Origin of the sequence: Ramlibacter aurantiacus (assembly GCF_016722895.1) — a bacterium.
Lineage (GTDB): Bacteria > Pseudomonadota > Gammaproteobacteria > Burkholderiales > Burkholderiaceae_C > Ramlibacter > Ramlibacter aurantiacus.
On record NZ_JAEQNA010000002.1, the window covers coordinates 378,697 to 395,842 of the forward strand.

Genomic DNA, 17,146 nt, shown 5'->3' on the forward strand with positions numbered 1-17,146 from the left:
ACGACACGACCGATGAGCCGATTACGAGCTGAATTGCAGCGCCTCTACGCCGCGCAGCGGCCAGGCGCCGATACCGAGCCGCTGGACCTGCTGGGTCCGCACGGGCGGATGCGAGCCATGGTGCTGGAGCTGGGCGGGCGAGACGGCTGCGATGCCATCACCCGCGTCTGGCAAGGCGTGCAGGCCGAGCTGCGATTGCCCGCGCCGGCGGTCGCGGTCAATGGCGTCGATGGCCTGCAGCTGTGGTTCTCGCTGGCCGAGCCCGTCCCCTGGACCCAGGGCGCGGCCTTTCTGGACGCGCTGCGCCGGCGCTACCTGGGCGAGCTGGCGCCCGAGCGGGTGCGGCTGCATCCCCGCGGCAACGGCGCCGGGCCCGCACCGACGCCGCCGGCCACGCTGCCACCCTCGGAGGTGGCGCCCGGCCGCTGGTCGGCCTTCCTGGCGCCCGACCTGGCCCGCCTCTTCGCCGATGAGCCCTGGCTCGACCTGCCACCCGGCCGCGATGCACAGGCCGAGCTCCTGGCCCCTTTGCGCACGATCGGCGCGGAGGAGCTGCGGCAGGCGATGGAGCGGATGCTGCAGCCGTCCGCCGAACCCGCACCGGCAAGCACCGAGCCCGCGCCGACCGATCCGCAGCCGCCTCGAGGCGCAGGCGGCAACTCCGATCCCCGCACCTTCCTGCTGGCGGTCATGAACGACGCGGCCGTCGCCCTGCCCCTGCGCATCGAGGCCGCCAAGGCCCTGCTGTGCGCTCCCGCCGAAACCGGGCGTTCGTGATGTCCGATCGATCCGATTCCTCTTCGGACGACGAACCCCGCCCCGTCTGGCGGATGCTGCCCAACGGCGTGCGGCTGCTGGCCGTGCCCATGCCGCATGTGCGCAGCGCCAGCGTGGGCGTGTTCGTGCGCGTGGGCTCGCGCGACGAGGACGCCGCCAACAACGGCATCGGCCATGTGCTGGAACACATGGCCTTCAAGGGCACCCGCACGCGCTCGGTGCAGGCCATCAACCTCGACGCCGAGCGCCTGGGCGCGGAGGTGAACGCGTTCACCGGCAAGGACACCACGGGTTACTTCATGACCGGGCTGGGCCGCCATGTGCCGCGCATGCTCGAGATGACGGCGGACATCGTCCTGAACAGCACTTTCCCCGAGGCCGAACTCTCGCGCGAGCTCGAGGTGATCCGGCAGGAGGCCATCGAGTACGACGAGGATCCGTCCGACAGCGCCGGCGAGCTGCTCGATCGCGCGATCTGGGGCGGGCACCCCATGGGCATGCCGGTGATCGGCACCGTCGAGAACATCGAGCGCTTCTCGCGCGACGACCTGCTGGCCCACGTGCGCTCGCACTACCTGGCGGGCCACACGGTGGTCGCCGCGGCCGGCCGGGTGGACGTGGCGGCCTTCTTCGAGCGGGCGGCCCGGCTGTTCGAGGACATGCCGCGCGGGCAAGGGCCTGGCTCCCACGATCCGGTCGCGCCGCCTCCCTACGTAGGCAGCGCCCTGGGCCGGCGCTTCAGCCAGGTGTCGCAGGTGTTCCTGCAGATCGGCTACCCGCTGGCGCCCCAGCGCGTGGAAGACCTGCCGCAGCAGCGCTGGCGCACGGCCGCGTCCGTGGCCGCCATCCTGTTCGGCGGCGGCATGTCCGCCCCGCTGACCGACACGGTGCGAGAGCGCTTGGGCCTGGCCTACACGGCCGAAGCCAGCACCGACAGCGGCGATGCCTGGTCCAACTTCATCGTCCACGCGGTCACCACGCCCGACAAGCTCGAGCCCTTGGTGCAGGCCACCGGCCGCCTGCTGCGCGAGCAGGCCGGCGCCATCGACCCGGTGCACCTGGAGCGCGCCCGCAACCAGTTGATCGTCTCGCGCGTGCGCGCGGCCGAGCGCAGCTACGCGACGCTGGAGCGTGCGGTGGAGGAGCTCTTCGCACGCGGCACGGTGAGCACCACCGGCGAGCGCGTCGCGATGGTGGAGGCCGTCACCGGCGACGAGGTGCGCGAGGTGTTCGAGCGCATGGGGCGGCTGCAGCCGGCCCTGGCGATCACCGGCAAGGGCGCGACCGACCGGCTGGCCAGGCGCCTGGCCGGCGCGCTGCTCGGCTAGCTCGCGCCGCGCCGGGACAGCCGCGGGGTGGCCGGTTCGCCGGCGCGAGCGGCGGGGCGGTGACGCGTCATGGACGGTGCCACGTCCTCGAGGGAGCCGAGGATCTCCATCTCGTTGCGCACCGACTTCACGCCCGCGGTGTTCTCGATCTCGGCCATCAGCAGGATGGTGTCGCGCGCCTGCACCCGGCCTCGAAGCGTGACGCTGCCGTCGCGCACGTCGACCTCGATCGCCTCGGGATCGTGGATCGTGCGGCCCAGGCGCGAGCAGATGCGCTCGCGCAGTTCGTCGTCGGAGCGCGGTGGCGAGTGGGTGGGGTAGTCGCGCTCGGTGGCCCGTCCGTCGAGGCTGGAGCTGGTGCCGGCGCTTGCGCTGGATCGACCCGTGTTCGCGACCCGCCGCAGGCCCTGCGCACGATCCGTGCCGCTGGCGCGGCTGACGTAAGGGGCCATCAGCAGGCCGGCTCCGACACCGGCCAGGAAGGAAATCAGTCTCATCGGGTGCTCTCCAGCGTGGGCGGACATGACGCATGCCCATCCCATGCGCCGCACTGTGCCGCCTCCGATGCCCGGCCATTTGTAGGACGACGCTCCTGACGGCGCGCCTCAGCCCGGGGCAGGGCCGTCGAACACCACGCGGATCGGCCGGTCGGCCGCCTGTCCGCGGCCCTGCTCCAGCATCCATTTGCGCGCGAATTCGACGATGGTCTGCTCGGCCTGCCGCTGCTGGGCCTCGAGATAGGGTGCGCTGCTGCCGCGCCGGGCCAGCTCGGGCCCGAGGTGCCGCAAGGCCTGCTCGCGGTTCGGCGCGGCCGCCGGCGAGAACACGCTTTTCTCGGTGGTTGCGATCTCCATGCCGCGGGTGTCGAAGGCCACGGGGCCCTGCTGCAGCTGCAGGGGCGGCACCTTCAGGCGGTAATGGTCGCCGCGTGGCTCCAGCCGCCACTCGGCCGCGAGTGGCACGCCGTAAACATAGCGCGCCTTCACGCGGACGCGCGAGATCGTGTGGGGCAGCTTGCCGCAGTCCAGCACGGGGCAACTCCAGGACGTCTTCCAGCCGAACTCCTCGACCTTGTCCATCTCGCTGACCTGCAGGAATCCGCCTGGCGTGCGAATCAGCTCGATGCGCGCGGGGTCGAGCTGCTGCACCTGTTGCCCCGACGGCCGGCCGATGTCCTGCAGGCGCCAACCCGCGCCCAGCACGGCCAGCGCCACGGCGGCACCGACGGCGATCGAAACAAGGTGCTTCATGGGGGACTCCTGGCCATGGGGCCTTGCATTGTCCGTCGGGGCGCCGCGTGAGCGAGGCCGCTACATTGGCCCCTCCGCCGTACCCAGTTTGCACGCCAGATGATTCCCCTGTCGGTCCTCGACCTCGCCCCCATCACCGAAGGCGGTGACGCCGCCCAAGCCTTCCGCCGCAGCGTGGCCCTGGCACAGCATGCCGAGCGCCTGGGCTACCAGCGTTTCTGGCTGGCCGAACACCATGGCATGCCCGGCATCGCCAGCGCGGCCACCGCCGTCCTGATCGGCCACGTGGCGGGCGCCACGCAGCGCATCCGCGTGGGGGCGGGCGGCATCATGCTGCCCAACCACTCGCCCATGGTCATCGCCGAGCAGTTCGGCACCCTGGCCGCGCTGTACCCCGGCCGCATCGACCTCGGGCTGGGCCGGGCGCCGGGCTCGGACGCCGCCACTTCGCGGGCGCTGCGCCGCAACCTCGACAGCGACCCCGATCAGTTCCCGCGCGATGTCGTGGAGCTGATGGACTTCCTCTCCGACGAGCCTCGGCAGGCGGTTCGCGCCGTGCCCGGCGCGGGCAGCCGGGTGCCGGTCTGGATCCTGGGCTCCAGCCTGTTCGGCGCGCAGCTCGCGGCCATGCTGGGCCTGCCGTATGCCTTCGCCTCGCACTTCGCGCCGTCCCTGCTGATGCAGGCGATCGACATCTACCGCTCGAGCTTCCGCCCCTCGGCGCAGCTCGAGCGGCCTCATGTCATGCTGGGATACAACGTGATCGCGGCGGACACCGACGAGCAGGCGGCGCTGCTCGCCACGTCCCTGCAGCAGGCCTTCGTCAACCTGCGCACCGGGCGTCCCGGCAAGCTGCCGCCGCCGAAGCCGGGCTACGTCGAGGCGCTGGGCCAGGCCGAGCGCGCGCTGCTTGCCAGCGTGCTGTCGTGCACCGCGATCGGCTCGCCCGGGACGGTGGCACGCGAGATGCGGGCCTTCGTCGAGAGGACGCAGGCCGACGAGCTGATGGTCACGGGGCAGATCTTCGACTCGGCGGCGCGCCTGCGTTCGTACGAGATCGCGGCGCAGGTCGCTAAGTAGCGGTCATCGAGCGAACGGGTGGTGAGCCATCCGTTCGCCCTGAGCTCGTCCCATCCGTTCGCCCTGAGCTCGTCCCATCCGTTCGTCCTGAGCTTGTCGAAGGGCGCGCGGACGCTCCGCACCGCGCATCCCTTCATGCCCGACATGGCAGGTACTTCATGGCGGCTATGGTAGGTTCGCCCGCTGCCGGGGCCGCTTCGCAAATGCCCCGGCGCGACACAGCCCCAGCAGTACAGAGGACTCCCATGCGCATTCTCACCACCCATGTCGGCAGCCTGCCCCGCGGCGACGAGCTGGCCCGGCTGCTCCTGGACAAGGACCACGGCAAGCCCGTCGACGACGCGCTGTTCGAGCAGGTCGTGCAGGCCGCCATCGACGACGCCGTGCGCAAGCAGGCCGAGGCCGGCGTGGACATCATGAGCGACGGCGAGCTCGGCAAGGTCGGCTACGCCACCTACATCACCGAGCGGCTCGAAGGCTTCGGCGGCCACGTCGATCGCACGCCCGCCAAGGACCTGGCCGACTTCCCCGAGCTGCGCAAGAAGCTCACCGCCATCATGGGCAGCCAGGAGTTCGTCCGCGCGGCCTGCGTGGGACCGGTCAAGCTGCGCACCATGGAGCCCTGCCATGCCGACATCCGCCGCTTCAAGACCGCCATGGAGCGCCACGGCAAGGGTGCCCGCGGCTTCATGAACGCGGCCTCGCCGGGCCTGGTGACGGCGTTCCAGCCGAACCAGCACTACCCCACGCACGAGGCCTACCTGGCCGCCCTGGTCGATGCCATGCGGCCCGAGTACGAGGCGATCGTGGCGGCCGGCTTCGACCTGCAGCTGGACTGCCCCGACCTGGCGATGGCCGCGCACACGGGCTTCCAGCACCTGAGCGAAGCCGAGTTCGTCGAGCGCAGCTGGCAGCACGTGGAGGCGCTGAACGAGGCGACCAAGAACATCCCGCGCGAGAAGCTGCGCATGCACATCTGCTGGGGCAACTACGAGGGTCCGCACCACTGCGACATCGCGCTGGAGAAGGTACTCGACGTCGTCCTGGCGGCCCGCCCTTCGACCATCCTGTTCGAGGCCGCCAACCCGCGCCACGAGCACGAGTGGGAGGTCTGGAAGAACGCCCCGCTGCCCGAGGACAAGATCCTGGCGCCCGGCCTGATCGACAGCTGCTCCAACTACGTCGAGCACCCCGAGCTGATCCGCCAGCGCCTCGAACGCTTCGTATCGTTCCGAGGCGCCGAGCGCGTGGTCGCCAGCACCGACTGCGGCTTCGGCACTTTCGCCAACTACGGGAAGATCGACCCGGCCGTGACCTGGATGAAACTGGCCGCCCTGCGCCAGGGCGCCGACCGGGTGGAGTAGGTCCCCCGAAGCGGCCGGACGGCCGCCCCCAGGGGGGCGCCACCAGCGGCCCGGCGAAGCCGGTTCCGCGGTGGCCCGCGACCGGCCTGCCGCTGCGCGGCGGCCTGGGACTACTCGTTCGTTGGCAGGTTGCTGAGGTCTTCGTTGGCCTCGAGCATCACCCGCATCAGCCTCATGAACTCCGTGCGCTCCGCGGGCGAGAGCGGCGCGACCAGGCGCTCCTGGGCGCTCAGCATGCGCGGCGTCACGGCGTGCAGCAGGTCCAGGCCTTGCCGCGTCGGGCGGATCTGCCGCGCCCTTCGGTCGTTCGGCGCGACCTGCCGCACCACCAGGCCGCGCGCTTCCAGCCGGTCGATCACGCCGGCGATGGTCGAGGTGTCGTAGGCGATCGTTTTCGCCAACGTCTTCTGGTCGATGCCCGGGTTTGCGCAGATGGTCTGCAGCGAGGAATACTGGACCGGCGTGAGGTTCAGGTCGCCGACTTCCTCGACGAACAAGGCCACGGCAAGCTGCTGCAGCCGACGGGCGTAGTGGCCGGGCAGCGAGTCGAGGTCCATGGGGTCGGGCGGCTGGCTCATGCGTGTTTTCAGGGTTTTCCCGGATCGGTCGGGTCCGTATAGAACGTATGCTGACGATATGTTCACTTACTATCAAGCATAATCCTCGCGCCGCGCGGGATCAAGGCCGCAAGTGACCATGCGCTGCGCGCTTCCTGGGCGCCGATCACCAAGCCGGCAGTGGCCGGCCCATCCAAGGCAAAGGTAGAGACATGCAATTCCATCTCAACGGTTTCAGGCCCGGCGACCCGCATGTCGCCCCGGTGGCGACGCAGGCCGTGCCGCACACCGGCGCACTGCCGGCGCAGGTCGACGTGTTCATCGTCGGCGGCGGCCCGGCGGGCCTCACGCTGGCGGCGCAGCTTGCCGCGTTCCCCGACATCCACACCTGCGTGGTCGAGCAGAAGGACGGCCCCATGGAACTGGGCCAGGCCGACGGGATCGCCTGCCGCACCATGGAGATGTTCGAGGCGTTCAACTTCAGCGAGCGCGTGCTCAAGGAAGCCTGCTGGATCAACGAGGTCACGTTCTGGAAGCCCGACGAGAAGCAGCCCGAGAACATCGTGCGCCACGGCCGGGTGCAGGACACCGAGGATGGCCTGTCCGAGTTCCCGCATGTGGTGCTGAACCAGGCGCGGGTGCATGACTTCTACCTCGATGTCATGCGCCACTCGCCCAGCCGGCTCGAGCCGCACTACTCGCGCCGCGTGCTCGAGGTGTCGGTCGATCGCACGGCCGACGACTACCCCGTCACCGTGCGCCTGGAGCGCACCGGCGAAGGCCACGCGGGCCAGGTGGAAACCGTGAAGGCGCGCTACGTGGTCGGCTGCGACGGCGCCCGCAGCAACGTGCGCCGGTCCATCGGCCGTCAGCTGGTGGGCGACTCGGCCAACCAGGCCTGGGGCGTGATGGACGTGCTCGCGGTCACCGACTTTCCCGACATCCGCTACAAGGTCGCCGTGCAATCGGCCAACGGCGGCAACCTGCTGGTCATTCCGCGCGAGGGCGGCTACCTGTTCCGCCTTTACGTGGAGATGGACAAGCTCGGCGAAGAAGAGCGCGTCACCAACCGCAACATCACCATCGAGCAGCTCATCGCCACCGCGCAGCGCATCCTGCACCCCTACAAGCTCGACGTGAAAGAGGTGCCCTGGTGGTCGGTCTACGAGATCGGGCAGCGAATCTGCGACAAGTACGACGACGTGCCCGATGGCCAGGTGGGCCGCGTGGACCCGCGTGTGTTCATCGCCGGCGACGCCTGCCACACCCATAGCCCCAAGGCCGGGCAGGGCATGAACTTCTCCATGCAGGACACCTTCAACCTGGGCTGGAAGCTGGCCGCGGTGCTGCGCGGCCAGTGCGATCCCGCGCTGCTGGACACGTATTCCGAGGAGCGCCAGCCGGCCGCGCAGCAGCTGATCGACTTCGACCGCGAGTGGGCCAAGATGTTCAGCGACAAGCCCAAGGCCGGCGCGGACGGGGAGGGCGGCGGTGTCGACCCCAAGGAATTCCAGCGCTACTTCGAGCAGCACGGCCGCTTCACCGCGGGCATGGGCACGCACTACCAGCCGTCGATCATCCGCGGCGAAGACACGCACCAGCCACTGGCCACCGGCTTCGTGATCGGCACGCGCTTCCATTCGGCGCCGGTGCTGCGCATCACCGACGCCAAGCCGATGCACCTGGGGCATGTGCACGGCGCCGACGGCCGCTGGCGGCTCTACGCCTTCGCCGGTGCCAAGGACCTGCACGACGAGCAGCGTGGCGTTCGGGCGCTGTGTCGCTTCCTGTCCGACTCGCCCGACTCGCCGCTCACCCGCTTCACGCGGCCGGGCCAGGACGTGGACTCGGTGTTCGACCTGCGGGCGATCTTCCAGGAAGGCCACCGCGAACTGTCCGTGGACGCCATGCCGGCGCTGCTGTTCCCGCGCAAGGGGCGGTACGGCCTGCGCGATTACGAGAAGGTGTTCAGCGCGCAATTGAAGAACGGCCCCGACGTCTTCGATCTGCGCGGCATCGACCGCGGCCGTGGCGCCCTGGTGGTCGTGCGTCCGGACCAGTACGTCGCGCACGTGCTGCCGCTCGATGCGCACCAGGAGCTGGCCCGCTTCTTCGCCGGCTTCATGCGGCCGAACTGACCGGGAACCGCGCGGACGGTCCAGGTGGTCCTGTTCTCACATCACCTGCGCCGCCCCGACTACAGCTCGGGCAGCAGCCGCTGCCTAGCATCCGCCCCATCCAAACGAATCACGGGAGTCTTGGGATGGGCATCATCACCACCGTCATCATCGGCTTCATCGTCGGGCTGCTGGCCCGCGCGCTCAAGCCCGGCAACGACCGCATGGGCCTGATCATGACCACGCTGCTGGGCATCGCCGGCGCCTTCCTCGCGAGGTACATCGGCGTCGCGATGGGCTGGTACACCCAGGGCGAGCCGGCGGGCTGGATCGCGTCCATCGTGGGTGCCATCGTGCTGCTGTTCCTCTACGGACTGGTGGCCGGCCGACGCCACCGCTGAGGCGGCGCTTCAGGTGCTGGCGCTGGCGGGCACGCGTCCCAGGCCCGTCAGCAGGTCGGCCTGGACGATTTCGATCCAGTAGCCGTCCGGGTCGCGGATGAAGGCCACGTCCTTCATCTTTCCCTGCTCGGGCCGCTTGACGAACGGCACCTCGTTCTCGTCGAACCAGCGCACCGCGGCAGCCAGGTCCGGCACCGAAAAGCAGATGTGGCCGAAGCCCTGGGGTTGCGCGTTCCCGTCGTGGTAGCGAAAGCCGGGGTCGTCTTCGGTGCCCCAGTTGTGGGTCAGCTCCAGGATGCCCTGCTGGCGAAAGGTCCAGGCCGTGCGCTCGCCGGTGTCGTCGGGCACGGCACTTTCATCGGCAAGGCGCGCCAGGAAGTACAGCGAGAACTTCATCTCGGGAAAGTCCAGCTTGCGCAGCACGCGCATGCCCAGCACGCGCGTGTAGAAGTCCAGGGCCACCCGGGGATCCTTCACGCGCAGCATGGTGTGGTTCAGGGTGAAGCCGCGCGTGGCCGCGGGCGCATCGTCCGCAACGCCTGGATGGTTTTCAGTCATGGGGTTCTCCGTCCGCGATGAATGCTCTCAGACGGGGAGGGTACGGGCGCACCGCGGCTTGCGGGGCCGGCTGAAAGCAGCCGTTACGCGCAAGCCCATCAGGGCCGCTGCTATCCTGCGCCCATGTTCCTCAGCCACTTCGCCTTGGGCTTTGCCGCCAAGCCGCTGGCACCGCGCGTGTCGCTGGGCACCCTGTTTCTCGCCACCCAGTTCGTGGACCTGCTCTGGCCGACGTTGCTGCTGCTCGGGCTGGAGTCGGTGCGCATCGCGCCTGCGGGGGCCACGATCCCGCTGGTGTTCGAGCACTATCCCATCTCCCATAGCCTGCTGGCAGTGATCGGATGGGCCGTGCTGCTGGGTGCGCTGCACTTCACGGCTCGCCGCAGCGTTCGGGCCGCGGTGGTCGTTGCGGGCCTGGTGGTGAGCCATTGGCTGCTGGACCTGATCGTTCATGTGCCCGACCTGCCGCTGGCGCCTGGCGCTGCGCCGCCGGTGGGACTGGGCTTGTGGCAACTGCCGCTGGCAGCACTGGCGCTGGAGGGGGCCGTGTTCGCCGTCGGCGCGGCGCTGTACCTGCGGTCCACGCAAGCCCGCGATGCGACCGGTCGTCTGGCCTTGTGGGGATTGCTGGCCTTGCTGGTCGTCATCCACCTGGTCAACCAGTTCGGTCCACCGCCGCCGTCGGTCGATGCCGTGGCCTGGGTGGGGCAGGCTCAGTGGCTGCTGGTGGCCTGGGCGTACGCGGTCGATGCGCACCGGGTGGCCCGCGGGCGCTGAACATGGCCGGCGCCAGTGCAGCCCCCGCGCGCTACCAGGGTGACTTCCTGGGATGGGACGGCGGCGCGCTGTTGATCGGCAGCGGCGCCGCGCCGATCGAGCCGCACGCGCACTACGCCATCCAGCTCGTGGTGGGCGCGCCCGGCGGCTTGCGCGTGCAGTTCGGCCGCCACGCCGGATGGCAGGAGGTGGCCGGTGCGCTGGTGCCCTCGCGGGCGACCCACACCATCGACGTGAGCGCCTGCGAATGGACGGCCGTGGTCTTCATCGAGCCCGAGACCGCGCAGGGCCGGGCGCTGGCGGCACGCCTGCAGCGCAGCGCGGAGCCGTTGCCGGCCGAAACCGTCCGCCGCTTCGGCGAGAGTCTCGCGCGGGCGTGGCGCGTGGAACGAGATGCCGACGCGGTTCGCGCGGTGTGCACCGGCTTCATCACCGAGCTGGCGCAGACCGCGCCGCGCGACGTGTCCGATCCGCGCGTGCTGCAGGCGATCGAGTTCCTGCGCACGCGGCTCGGCGGGCCCGTGTCGCTGGACGAGGTGGCGGCGCAGGTCCATCTCTCGCCCAGCCGCTTTCGCCACCTGTTCGTCGACCAGACCGGCATGCCGCTGCGCACCTACCTGCTCTGGCGCCGGCTGCTGCAGGTCTGGGAAGAGGTCATGGACGGCGAGACGCTGGCCGGCGCCGCGCACGCGGCGGGGTTCGCGGATTCGGCGCACCTGTCGCGCACCGCACGCACCATGTTCGGGTTGCCGCCGTCGGCCATGCAGATGAGCGGGCCATTGAAGGCCAGCCGGCGGGCGGGACGCCCTCACCGCGGCTGATCCACCGGACCGGTCAGCGTCCGCAGGAAGGCCGCCACTTCCTGGATCTCCACGGCCGACAGTCGGATCGCCTGCCGATGCGGATGCCGCTCGCCCGGCCGCGCGAGCTCGCTGTGGCCGACCGCCGCCCCGGGCGCTTTCACATAGTGCGAGACCACCTCCTGCAGGCTGGCGAACTGGCCGGCGTGCATGTAGGGCGCCCGCTCGGCCACGTTGCGCAGTCCGGGCGTGCGGAAGGCGCCCAGCTGCGCCGGGTCGTCCACCGGGACGAAACGCAGCTCGCCGCAGGCCGCGGGTGCGGCGTCGCTGTAGCGGCCCAGGCAGTTGAACTCGTCGCGCAACAGCCGGTGCACGCCATCGGCCCGGCCCCGGTCCGGGGTATCCGGCCGCAGCGGCGGCACGCCGGTGTTGTGGAAGGACTGGTCCGTGAGCAGCGGCCCGTTGTGGCAGGTGACGCACTGGGCCTTGCCCAGGAACAGCCGCAGGCCGCGCACCTCCTGCGGCGACAGTTCCTGCTGGCCGCGGCCGTCGCCGTCCAGGGTGGCACGCACGTACCGGTCGAAGCGTGCTTCGCCCCAGCGCACCTGCCGCTGGTAGGCGGCCAGGGCCTTGCCCATGTGGGCGAAGACCCGGTTCACGGCCTCGCGGGTGGGCTCGGGCAGGGCCTCCCAGGCCGCCCGTTCGGCCGCGTCGCCCAGCGGCGAGGCATGCGGCGGAAGCGACTCCAGCACCGGCATGGGGCCGAATGCGCCGGCGTACTCGTTCGCGTAGTGCGCCTTGAGCACTTGCACCAGCCGCACCCGGTTGTCGCCGTGCTCGGCCGGGTCCTCCAGCGGCCCGAGCGCCTGTGACCAGAGGCTGTCCTTGCGGCCGTCCCAGAACAGGAAGGGCGCCTGCGCCGCGCCCATCACCGGCATGGTGCGGCGCTTGCCGGTGCCCAGGCCCTCGGCCACGGCCAGGCCGTCCTGGAACTGGCGGTCGGCCGCATGGCAGCTGGCGCAGGACACGCGGCCGTTGCGGCTCAGGCGCGTGTCGTTGAAGAGGGAGCGGCCCAGGGCCGCCGCTTCGGCGCGCTGCTCGTAGGCGTTGGATGGGTCGGGCCGGGGCGGGCCGGCCGATTGCAGTTGCATCCCGGCCAGCACCTCGGCCTCGGCGGCCGACCAGCGATCACGCAGGGGTTCCTGGCCCGCTGCCCCCGAGAGCGCGCCCAAGGCGGCGGCCGAGGCGACCGCCAGGGCGGCCAGCCCGCGGAGCGCGCGGCTCACGGCCGCCCTCCGGTGGCCACCACGGTGTTGAAGGTGACCTGGTCGGAGCCGGGTGCCGCGTCGACGGCGAGCTTGATCTCCCACCAGCCGGGCATGTTGAACTTCATGCCTTCGATCAGGTAGGTGCCGGGCTCGAGTTCGCGGGTGACGCGCGGCTGCGTCGGCAGCCCGTGCCCGTGCTGCGGCATGCCGCCGTCCACCCGGAACCGCGCCTGGGGCACGGGGTGTCCGTCGGCCGCGGCCAGCTTCACGGTCCAGGCATGGAGTTGGTTGATGGCGGGCGGCTTGCCCGGAGCCTGGAGCGCGACGCGATAGGTGCCGGCGGCACTGGCCTTGTCCAGGGAGAGGTCGAGGTTGGCGGGCGGTGTGCCGCAGGCGGCGATGAGCGCGCTGGTGGCGAGGGTGGCGAGGGGGGAAAGCACTCGGGTCATGCCGGTCTCCTTCGGCTCAGCGGCGGGCCGCGTCGATCAGCCGGCCCAGCTCGGGGTCCACGGGCAAGGGGCGCAAGGCGCTCACGCCGGCACCGCCGGTGTTGCCCGTCGGCAGCAGGCCCACGGGCGTGAACACCAGGGCCGCGATCGAGCGCCAGGCCTGGGCCCAGGCTTCGGCAGGCCGGCGTTGCCTCCAGGCAAGCCCGAGCATGCGCAGGTGCACGCGCAGGTGAAGGCCCGTGGCGGCCTGTCCCAGCACGTGCGCGCGCTCCAGGTGGCGGAACGCGGTGCCGGGTTCGCCGCGGGCTTCTGCAGCGGTGGCGGCATCGAGCTCGGCCTGCACATGCGGCCGGATGCGACGAGAGAAGGAAGACATGTGGAACCTCGAATCGGTGAAGGGAGGCTGCCGATTCTTCGTTTGCGCGGGCACGCCGGCTTGAATGAAAGGGCTGCGCGCGCAGCCCTTTCATTCAAGGACGGGAAGCGGCCGGATCCGGGTCGCTTGGGGCATGCTTTGGCGCTGGCGATCGACTCGCCCAAGGAGAACGTTCATGGACCGTCGCGCGGTGCTGCGCCATCTGCTCTTGTGCCCGGGCTTGCCGGTGCTCGGCGCCGCGCGCGCCGATGAGGCGTCGCTGTGGCGGCTGCTGCAAGGTGGCGGCCAGGTGGTGTTGTTGCGGCACGCAGCGACCCCGCCGGGTGCGGGCGATCCACCGGGCTTCGTGTTGGGCGAGTGCCGCACGCAACGCAACCTGAGCGATGAAGGTCGGCGAGACGCACGGCGGCTCGGGCAACTGCTGCGTGCCCGTGGCATTCCGATGGAGCGCGTGCTGTCCAGCCCCTGGTGCCGCTGCCTGGAGACCGCGCGGCTTGCCTTCGGTCGCGAGCCTGTGGTCGAGCCTGCGCTGGGTAACGTCTTCGGCCGCCCCGAGCGGGTCAGCGGGCAGGTGGCGGAACTTCGCCGGCTGATCACCGGCGCAGGTGGCGGCAATGTCTTCATGGTGACGCACGGATCGACCATCTCGGCCCTGACCGGCGTTCTCCCCGACCAGGGCGAGATGGTGGTGTTGAGCCCGCAAGCCGGAGGCGACTTCCAGGTCGCCGGCCGGCTGGCCGCCCCGTCCTAGCTACCCGCCGTCCTGCCCGGTCGGCTGGGCCGGGGGGGCAGGTGCGGCCTCTTGTGGCCCGGGGGCTCGGGAGCGACGCAGATGCTCGGCATCGACCCGCAGCAGCTCACTCCAGTACTGCAGGTCGTTCACAGCCCGGCTCGGGCGGTCCACCGGTGCCAATGGTCTGACAGGCTTGTGCATGTGCAGATGCTCGCCCGAAGACATGAACGTTGGATGAACGCACCGGGGCGTTCCACACGCCCCGAGCGCCTACCGCAGCGGCTTCAGACCGAAGTTCACCATCAGCCCGTCGCCCTGCACCGTGAACGTCTCCGGCTCGAAGCCCATCGTTTCGGCGAGCGCCAGCTCTTGATCGGTGAACGAGTGCAGCACGAGCTCGCCCACAGCCTCTCTCGCGATGGCGGGCAGCGCCTGCCGCAGGGCCATGCCGATCTCGGGTGGCAGGCCCGGCCAACGCAGTTCGATCACCTCGGGCTGGTGCGCGCGCAAGGTCTTGTCACGCCGTTCGTAGCGAAGGCTGAACAGCAGGTCGACCTCGCCGGGAGGAAGCTGTCCGATCGCCGGCCCCAGCGCTTGCGCCACCAGCGAGGCGCCGATCTGGTTGGTGACCGGCCGCAGCAGCAGGCGCGGTGCACTCACCCGCACCTGCAGCAGGCCGGGCACGCCGGCTCCCACCGGGAAGCGCTGGGACAGCATGGCGTGCAGGCGCTGCGCGGACACGCGCAGGCGAGGACGCGGGGAATCGTCCTGCGCGTGCAGGCAGGCGGCCGGCACGATCGCGACCCATGCCAGGAGGAACTGCCGTCGTTGCATCGACCGGGCATTGTGCGCGATGACGTCGCCGGCGCACGTTGCCAGCGGCTGGTCCCCGCGCAGCGGCCGCGCCGGCCGACGGCCGCCGGGAGCGGGGTCAACCGCGGCGCGGCGCATCGGCGCTGGGCGCCCCCTGCTCCAGCCAGTCGGCGAAGGCCCGCACCCGGTGCGCCAGCCGCCATTCGTCCAGGATCGCGCGGGCCATCGCGAGCGCGGCACCGGCGTCCTCGCTCGCCTCCACGTGCTCGAGGAGCCAGGGCTCGAAGGCGTCCGGCTCGGGGTCGTCGCGCACGGCCCGCTCGAGCAGCCCGCGCCGGACAGACAGCCCGATCGCATCCGCGGTCTGGTCGCGCTTGCGGGCGCGGCTGCGCCCCTCGGACGCCTCGAGCGCGGCCAGCAGGGCAGCGCACACATGGGCCGGGCGCGGCGTGGCCTGCGTCATGAAGTCACGACCACCCGCGTCGCGCGGGTGCCGGCGCAGGCGCCTTCGCGGCGGTGCCCAGCGAGGCGCGCAGCGAGGCGCCGTGCCCGGGCGGGCGCAGGAAGCCTCGCTCCACCGCCGCGATGTCGAACTCCACGCTCGCGAGGTCGGTCACGATCACTTCGTCCGATGGCGTGGGCTGCAGCGTCGTGCAGGACTTGAGATAGCCCATGCAGGCATGGCACACCTCGAGCGCGAACCTCGCCGCCTTGTCGTCGACCGACAGGGTGCCGAGCCTCTCGTGGTCCCTCATGCCGCAGTAGGTGCACGCCAGGGCCGGCATCGGCCAGCCGGCGCCGCAGCGCCCGCAGCGCAGGTGGCGCGTGCGCTCGATGCCGCGCACCTCGGCGAATGCCGGCCACGCGCCGCACACCGGGCAGTGACCGTGCGACCAGGCGGCGCCCCGGGCAGTGGACGACCAGGCCCGCGCGCAGCCGTGCAGATAGGGCATGGGCAGCAGCTGGGCCAGGGCGCGCGCGCCCTCCGGCGTGGCACCCGTGCGCGACGCCCACCGCCCCAGCTCCTGGGGGTCGTCGTCGAGCGCCGCCAGGAACACCGCCAGCGCCTCGTCGGGTGAGGTGGTTCGCCCCGGCCGAGCCGTGCCGGCCAGCGCCTGCAGGCCTTGCGCCTGCGCGACGCCGGCCAACCGATCCAGCAGCCGCGCAAGGGCGCGCCCATCGGGCTGCAGCGTCGCCCCCGCCAGCATCGGCGCGGCATCGGACGGCCGCCCGGCGTGCGGCGGGTCGGCGTCCCAAGCCGGATCGCTCAGCCCGGGGGCGAGTTCGCGCACCACGCGCAGCCATCCCGACCATTCGGGGTGCGCCTGGGCCAGCGCGTCCAGCCGCTGCGCCGCGCTCATGGCGGGCCGACCCCACGCGCGTGCCTGGCCGGATCCAGCGAGGGCGGCTCGGTCGGCACCAGCCGGGGGGTGTGGTAGTAGGGGCGCGAGCCCTCGTGCATGCGCACCGTGCTCTCTGGCCGGTTGCCGATGTCGCCGCCCGGCCCGCCGCCGCGGGTACGCGTGGCCTCCGGACTCTCGCACGCGGACAGCAGCGCCACGAACGCGATGACCAGCAGCGCCCTCATGGCGTATTCGCCTCGGGCACGAACACGACGGCCGCGCGGACCATGAAGCCGCCCGCCAGCACCAGGGCCGCGGCCAGGGGCAGGCCCGCTTCGGCGCGCGATCCGCGGCGGCGCATCGCAGCCAGCAGCGGCAGCACGATCCCGATGGCGATGCCCAGGGCCAGCACCACGCCCCAGACGTTCAGCCAGCCGCGGGCCGCCGGCCCGAGCGAGACGAACAGCGCAACCAGCACCGCGACCTGCACGACCAGCAGCCACACCCAGATGCGGTGCAGCGCCGCCACGGCAGGACTCTGCCAACGCAGCCAGCGAGCGCCCAGGGTCAGCAGCGCAGCGGACATGGTGACGGCGGACACGACGAACAGCAGCCCGAACAGGGGCGTGTCGGACCACACGGGCCGGTTCAGCACCGACAGCATCACGCCCGTGTAGCCGGTGACGTACAGCGCGACAAGCGCGCCCGGCACGGCCACCAGGACACCGAGCCAGCCGGGCGGCCGCAGGCGCCGCGCGGTGCGCCAGTCCGGGCGGCGGTGCTCGGCGAACGACGCGACGAAGGACAGCAGCGAGAAAAACCCCAGCAGCGGAACGGCCCATGAACCGGTCGACATCGGCACCCACCACTTGAACATCGGCCGCAGCGTGTGGTTGGCGACCAGCAGGTGCCAGAACCGGTCCGGCCGCGCCAGGTCGACGATGAGCACGACACCGATGACCAGCAGCAGGGGCAGGGTGATGTAGTAGCCCAGCCGCGCCAGGCGCCGGTCGGCTTCGCGCCGCGTCAGGTCGATCATGGCCGAGAGGAAATAGGTGCCACCGGCCAGCGCGCCCAGGATGAAGTACAGGACGATCAGCCAGTGCCAGTGCGGCGAGGCGGTGAACCAGGTGCTGCTGGGTGCGCCGACCATGG

21 protein-coding genes are annotated in these 17,146 nt (G+C 71.3%); 9 read left to right on the top strand and 12 right to left on the bottom strand.

Translation table 11 applies throughout. From position 1 onward, the window contains the following. The first annotated feature begins 12 nt into the window (after nt 1-12). Together JI739_RS09600 and JI739_RS09605 are read left to right on the top strand one after the other, a co-directional pair. Nucleotides 13-777 carry a hypothetical protein gene (locus tag JI739_RS09600; protein ID WP_201683661.1) on the top strand — a complete coding sequence of 255 codons (765 nt, stop codon included), beginning with the start codon at nt 13-15 and terminating at the stop codon, nt 775-777. Beyond that, nucleotides 777-2,105 (top strand): M16 family metallopeptidase, encoded by a 1,329-nt coding sequence (locus tag JI739_RS09605; protein ID WP_236589436.1) that lies wholly within the window; start codon nt 777-779, stop codon nt 2,103-2,105. The genes JI739_RS09600 and JI739_RS09605 overlap by 1 nt, the downstream gene beginning before the upstream one ends. Here the strand turns inward: JI739_RS09605 and JI739_RS09610 are convergent. Beyond that, complete coding sequence (locus JI739_RS09610; protein ID WP_201683662.1) at nt 2,102-2,602, bottom strand: BON domain-containing protein; 501 nt, start codon at nt 2,600-2,602, stop codon at nt 2,102-2,104. The two genes, JI739_RS09605 and JI739_RS09610, sit on opposite strands and share 4 nt — an antisense overlap. Before the next feature lie 108 nt (nt 2,603-2,710). Further along, nucleotides 2,711-3,355 carry a hypothetical protein gene (locus tag JI739_RS09615; RefSeq protein ID WP_201683663.1) on the bottom strand — a complete coding sequence of 215 codons (645 nt, stop codon included), beginning with the start codon at nt 3,353-3,355 and terminating at the stop codon, nt 2,711-2,713. Between the two features lie 99 nt (nt 3,356-3,454). Between JI739_RS09615 and JI739_RS09620 the strand changes: the two genes are divergently transcribed. Further along, entirely contained in the window at nt 3,455-4,435 is a 981-nt protein-coding gene (locus tag JI739_RS09620; RefSeq protein ID WP_201683664.1) for an LLM class flavin-dependent oxidoreductase, read from the top strand. 245 nt (nt 4,436-4,680) lie between these two features. Next, entirely contained in the window at nt 4,681-5,799 is a 1,119-nt protein-coding gene (locus JI739_RS09625; RefSeq protein WP_201683665.1) for a cobalamin-independent methionine synthase II family protein, read from the top strand. A 110-nt stretch (nt 5,800-5,909) separates the two neighbouring features. Here JI739_RS09625 and JI739_RS09630 read toward each other — a convergent pair whose 3' ends face one another. After that, on the bottom strand, nt 5,910-6,377 hold the full coding sequence (locus JI739_RS09630; RefSeq protein ID WP_201683666.1) for a MarR family winged helix-turn-helix transcriptional regulator: 468 nt from the start codon (nt 6,375-6,377) through the stop codon (nt 5,910-5,912). Nucleotides 6,378-6,568: 191 nt separating this feature from the next. On the opposite strand from JI739_RS09630, the gene JI739_RS09635 reads away from it, so the two are divergent. Further along, a complete protein-coding gene (locus JI739_RS09635) occupies nt 6,569-8,494 on the top strand; it encodes an FAD-binding monooxygenase (RefSeq protein ID WP_201683667.1) in 1,926 nt (641 codons plus the stop codon). Nucleotides 8,495-8,619: 125 nt separating this feature from the next. Further along, a complete protein-coding gene (locus JI739_RS09640; protein WP_201683668.1) occupies nt 8,620-8,874 on the top strand; it encodes a GlsB/YeaQ/YmgE family stress response membrane protein in 255 nt (84 codons plus the stop codon). 9 nt (nt 8,875-8,883) lie between these two features. Here the strand turns inward: JI739_RS09640 and gloA are convergent, their stop codons facing one another. Beyond that, entirely contained in the window at nt 8,884-9,432 is a 549-nt protein-coding gene (gene gloA / locus JI739_RS09645; RefSeq protein ID WP_201683669.1) for a lactoylglutathione lyase, read from the bottom strand. A 123-nt stretch (nt 9,433-9,555) separates the two neighbouring features. Between gloA and JI739_RS09650 the strand changes: the two genes are divergently transcribed. After that, nucleotides 9,556-10,209, top strand: coding sequence for a hypothetical protein (locus JI739_RS09650; RefSeq protein ID WP_201683670.1), 654 nt, complete (start codon nt 9,556-9,558; stop codon nt 10,207-10,209). A gap of 2 nt (nt 10,210-10,211) precedes the next feature. Further along, nucleotides 10,212-11,030: a helix-turn-helix domain-containing protein gene (locus JI739_RS09655; protein WP_201683671.1), complete on the top strand. Its 819-nt coding sequence runs from the start codon at nt 10,212-10,214 to the stop codon at nt 11,028-11,030. Here the strand turns inward: JI739_RS09655 and JI739_RS09660 are convergent. The 3 genes from JI739_RS09660 to JI739_RS09670 are packed head-to-tail and all read right to left on the bottom strand — an operon-like array spanning nt 11,018 to nt 13,102. Beyond that, the gene (locus tag JI739_RS09660; protein ID WP_354003702.1) at nt 11,018-12,295 is read right to left on the bottom strand and encodes a cytochrome-c peroxidase; all 1,278 of its coding nucleotides are present in this window, start codon (nt 12,293-12,295) and stop codon (nt 11,018-11,020) included. The genes JI739_RS09655 and JI739_RS09660 overlap by 13 nt on opposite strands. After that, nucleotides 12,292-12,726: a FixH family protein gene (locus JI739_RS09665; protein ID WP_201683672.1), complete on the bottom strand. Its 435-nt coding sequence runs from the start codon at nt 12,724-12,726 to the stop codon at nt 12,292-12,294. The genes JI739_RS09660 and JI739_RS09665 overlap by 4 nt, the downstream gene beginning before the upstream one ends. A 16-nt stretch (nt 12,727-12,742) precedes the next feature. Then, nucleotides 12,743-13,102, bottom strand: a complete 360-nt coding sequence (locus JI739_RS09670) for a DUF3703 domain-containing protein (protein ID WP_201683673.1) — start codon at nt 13,100-13,102, stop codon at nt 12,743-12,745. A gap of 175 nt (nt 13,103-13,277) precedes the next feature. On the opposite strand from JI739_RS09670, the gene JI739_RS09675 reads away from it, so the two are divergent. After that, nucleotides 13,278-13,853 (top strand): histidine phosphatase family protein, encoded by a 576-nt coding sequence (locus tag JI739_RS09675; protein ID WP_201683674.1) that lies wholly within the window; start codon nt 13,278-13,280, stop codon nt 13,851-13,853. Between the two features lie 252 nt (nt 13,854-14,105). On the opposite strand, the gene JI739_RS09680 is transcribed toward JI739_RS09675, so the two are convergent. The 5 genes from JI739_RS09680 to nrfD all read right to left on the bottom strand — a co-directional run bounded on the left by JI739_RS09680 (nt 14,106) and on the right by nrfD (nt 17,144). Next, nucleotides 14,106-14,669 carry a DUF1439 domain-containing protein gene (locus tag JI739_RS09680; protein WP_201683675.1) on the bottom strand — a complete coding sequence of 188 codons (564 nt, stop codon included), beginning with the start codon at nt 14,667-14,669 and terminating at the stop codon, nt 14,106-14,108. A 97-nt stretch (nt 14,670-14,766) separates the two neighbouring features. Further along, a complete protein-coding gene (locus JI739_RS09685; RefSeq protein ID WP_201683676.1) occupies nt 14,767-15,111 on the bottom strand; it encodes a hypothetical protein in 345 nt (114 codons plus the stop codon). Nucleotides 15,112-15,115: 4 nt separating this feature from the next. Next, nucleotides 15,116-16,009, bottom strand: coding sequence for a formate dehydrogenase accessory protein FdhE (locus JI739_RS09690; protein ID WP_201683677.1), 894 nt, complete (start codon nt 16,007-16,009; stop codon nt 15,116-15,118). Continuing rightward, nucleotides 16,006-16,236, bottom strand: a complete 231-nt coding sequence (locus JI739_RS09695; protein WP_201683678.1) for a hypothetical protein — start codon at nt 16,234-16,236, stop codon at nt 16,006-16,008. Before JI739_RS09695 ends, JI739_RS09690 begins: the two co-directional genes overlap by 4 nt. Then, a complete protein-coding gene (gene nrfD, locus JI739_RS09700) occupies nt 16,233-17,144 on the bottom strand; it encodes an NrfD/PsrC family molybdoenzyme membrane anchor subunit (RefSeq protein WP_201683679.1) in 912 nt (303 codons plus the stop codon). Before nrfD ends, JI739_RS09695 begins: the two co-directional genes overlap by 4 nt. Between the last annotated feature and the right edge of the window lie 2 nt (nt 17,145-17,146).

Bases quoted from the DNA above. Each gene is read 5' to 3' on its own strand.
- JI739_RS09675 (WP_201683674.1), top strand. From the start codon at position 13,278: ATGGACCGTCGCGCGGTGCTGCGCCATCTGCTCTTGTGCCCGGGCTTG.
- nrfD (WP_201683679.1), bottom strand. From the start codon at position 17,144: ATGGTCGGCGCACCCAGCAGCACCTGGTTCACCGCCTCGCCGCACTGG.
- JI739_RS09605 (WP_236589436.1), top strand. From the start codon at position 777: ATGTCCGATCGATCCGATTCCTCTTCGGACGACGAACCCCGCCCCGTC.
- JI739_RS09630 (WP_201683666.1), bottom strand. From the start codon at position 6,377: ATGAGCCAGCCGCCCGACCCCATGGACCTCGACTCGCTGCCCGGCCAC.
- JI739_RS09640 (WP_201683668.1), top strand. From the start codon at position 8,620: ATGGGCATCATCACCACCGTCATCATCGGCTTCATCGTCGGGCTGCTG.
- JI739_RS09650 (WP_201683670.1), top strand. From the start codon at position 9,556: ATGTTCCTCAGCCACTTCGCCTTGGGCTTTGCCGCCAAGCCGCTGGCA.
- JI739_RS09615 (WP_201683663.1), bottom strand. From the start codon at position 3,355: ATGAAGCACCTTGTTTCGATCGCCGTCGGTGCCGCCGTGGCGCTGGCC.
- JI739_RS09690 (WP_201683677.1), bottom strand. From the start codon at position 16,009: ATGAGCGCGGCGCAGCGGCTGGACGCGCTGGCCCAGGCGCACCCCGAA.
- JI739_RS09685 (WP_201683676.1), bottom strand. From the start codon at position 15,111: ATGACGCAGGCCACGCCGCGCCCGGCCCATGTGTGCGCTGCCCTGCTG.
- JI739_RS09600 (WP_201683661.1), top strand. From the start codon at position 13: ATGAGCCGATTACGAGCTGAATTGCAGCGCCTCTACGCCGCGCAGCGG.
- JI739_RS09680 (WP_201683675.1), bottom strand. From the start codon at position 14,669: ATGCAACGACGGCAGTTCCTCCTGGCATGGGTCGCGATCGTGCCGGCC.
- JI739_RS09695 (WP_201683678.1), bottom strand. From the start codon at position 16,236: ATGAGGGCGCTGCTGGTCATCGCGTTCGTGGCGCTGCTGTCCGCGTGC.
- JI739_RS09620 (WP_201683664.1), top strand. From the start codon at position 3,455: ATGATTCCCCTGTCGGTCCTCGACCTCGCCCCCATCACCGAAGGCGGT.
- gloA (WP_201683669.1), bottom strand. From the start codon at position 9,432: ATGACTGAAAACCATCCAGGCGTTGCGGACGATGCGCCCGCGGCCACG.
- JI739_RS09610 (WP_201683662.1), bottom strand. From the start codon at position 2,602: ATGAGACTGATTTCCTTCCTGGCCGGTGTCGGAGCCGGCCTGCTGATG.
- JI739_RS09655 (WP_201683671.1), top strand. From the start codon at position 10,212: ATGGCCGGCGCCAGTGCAGCCCCCGCGCGCTACCAGGGTGACTTCCTG.
- JI739_RS09670 (WP_201683673.1), bottom strand. From the start codon at position 13,102: ATGTCTTCCTTCTCTCGTCGCATCCGGCCGCATGTGCAGGCCGAGCTC.
- JI739_RS09665 (WP_201683672.1), bottom strand. From the start codon at position 12,726: ATGACCCGAGTGCTTTCCCCCCTCGCCACCCTCGCCACCAGCGCGCTC.
- JI739_RS09635 (WP_201683667.1), top strand. From the start codon at position 6,569: ATGCAATTCCATCTCAACGGTTTCAGGCCCGGCGACCCGCATGTCGCC.
- JI739_RS09625 (WP_201683665.1), top strand. From the start codon at position 4,681: ATGCGCATTCTCACCACCCATGTCGGCAGCCTGCCCCGCGGCGACGAG.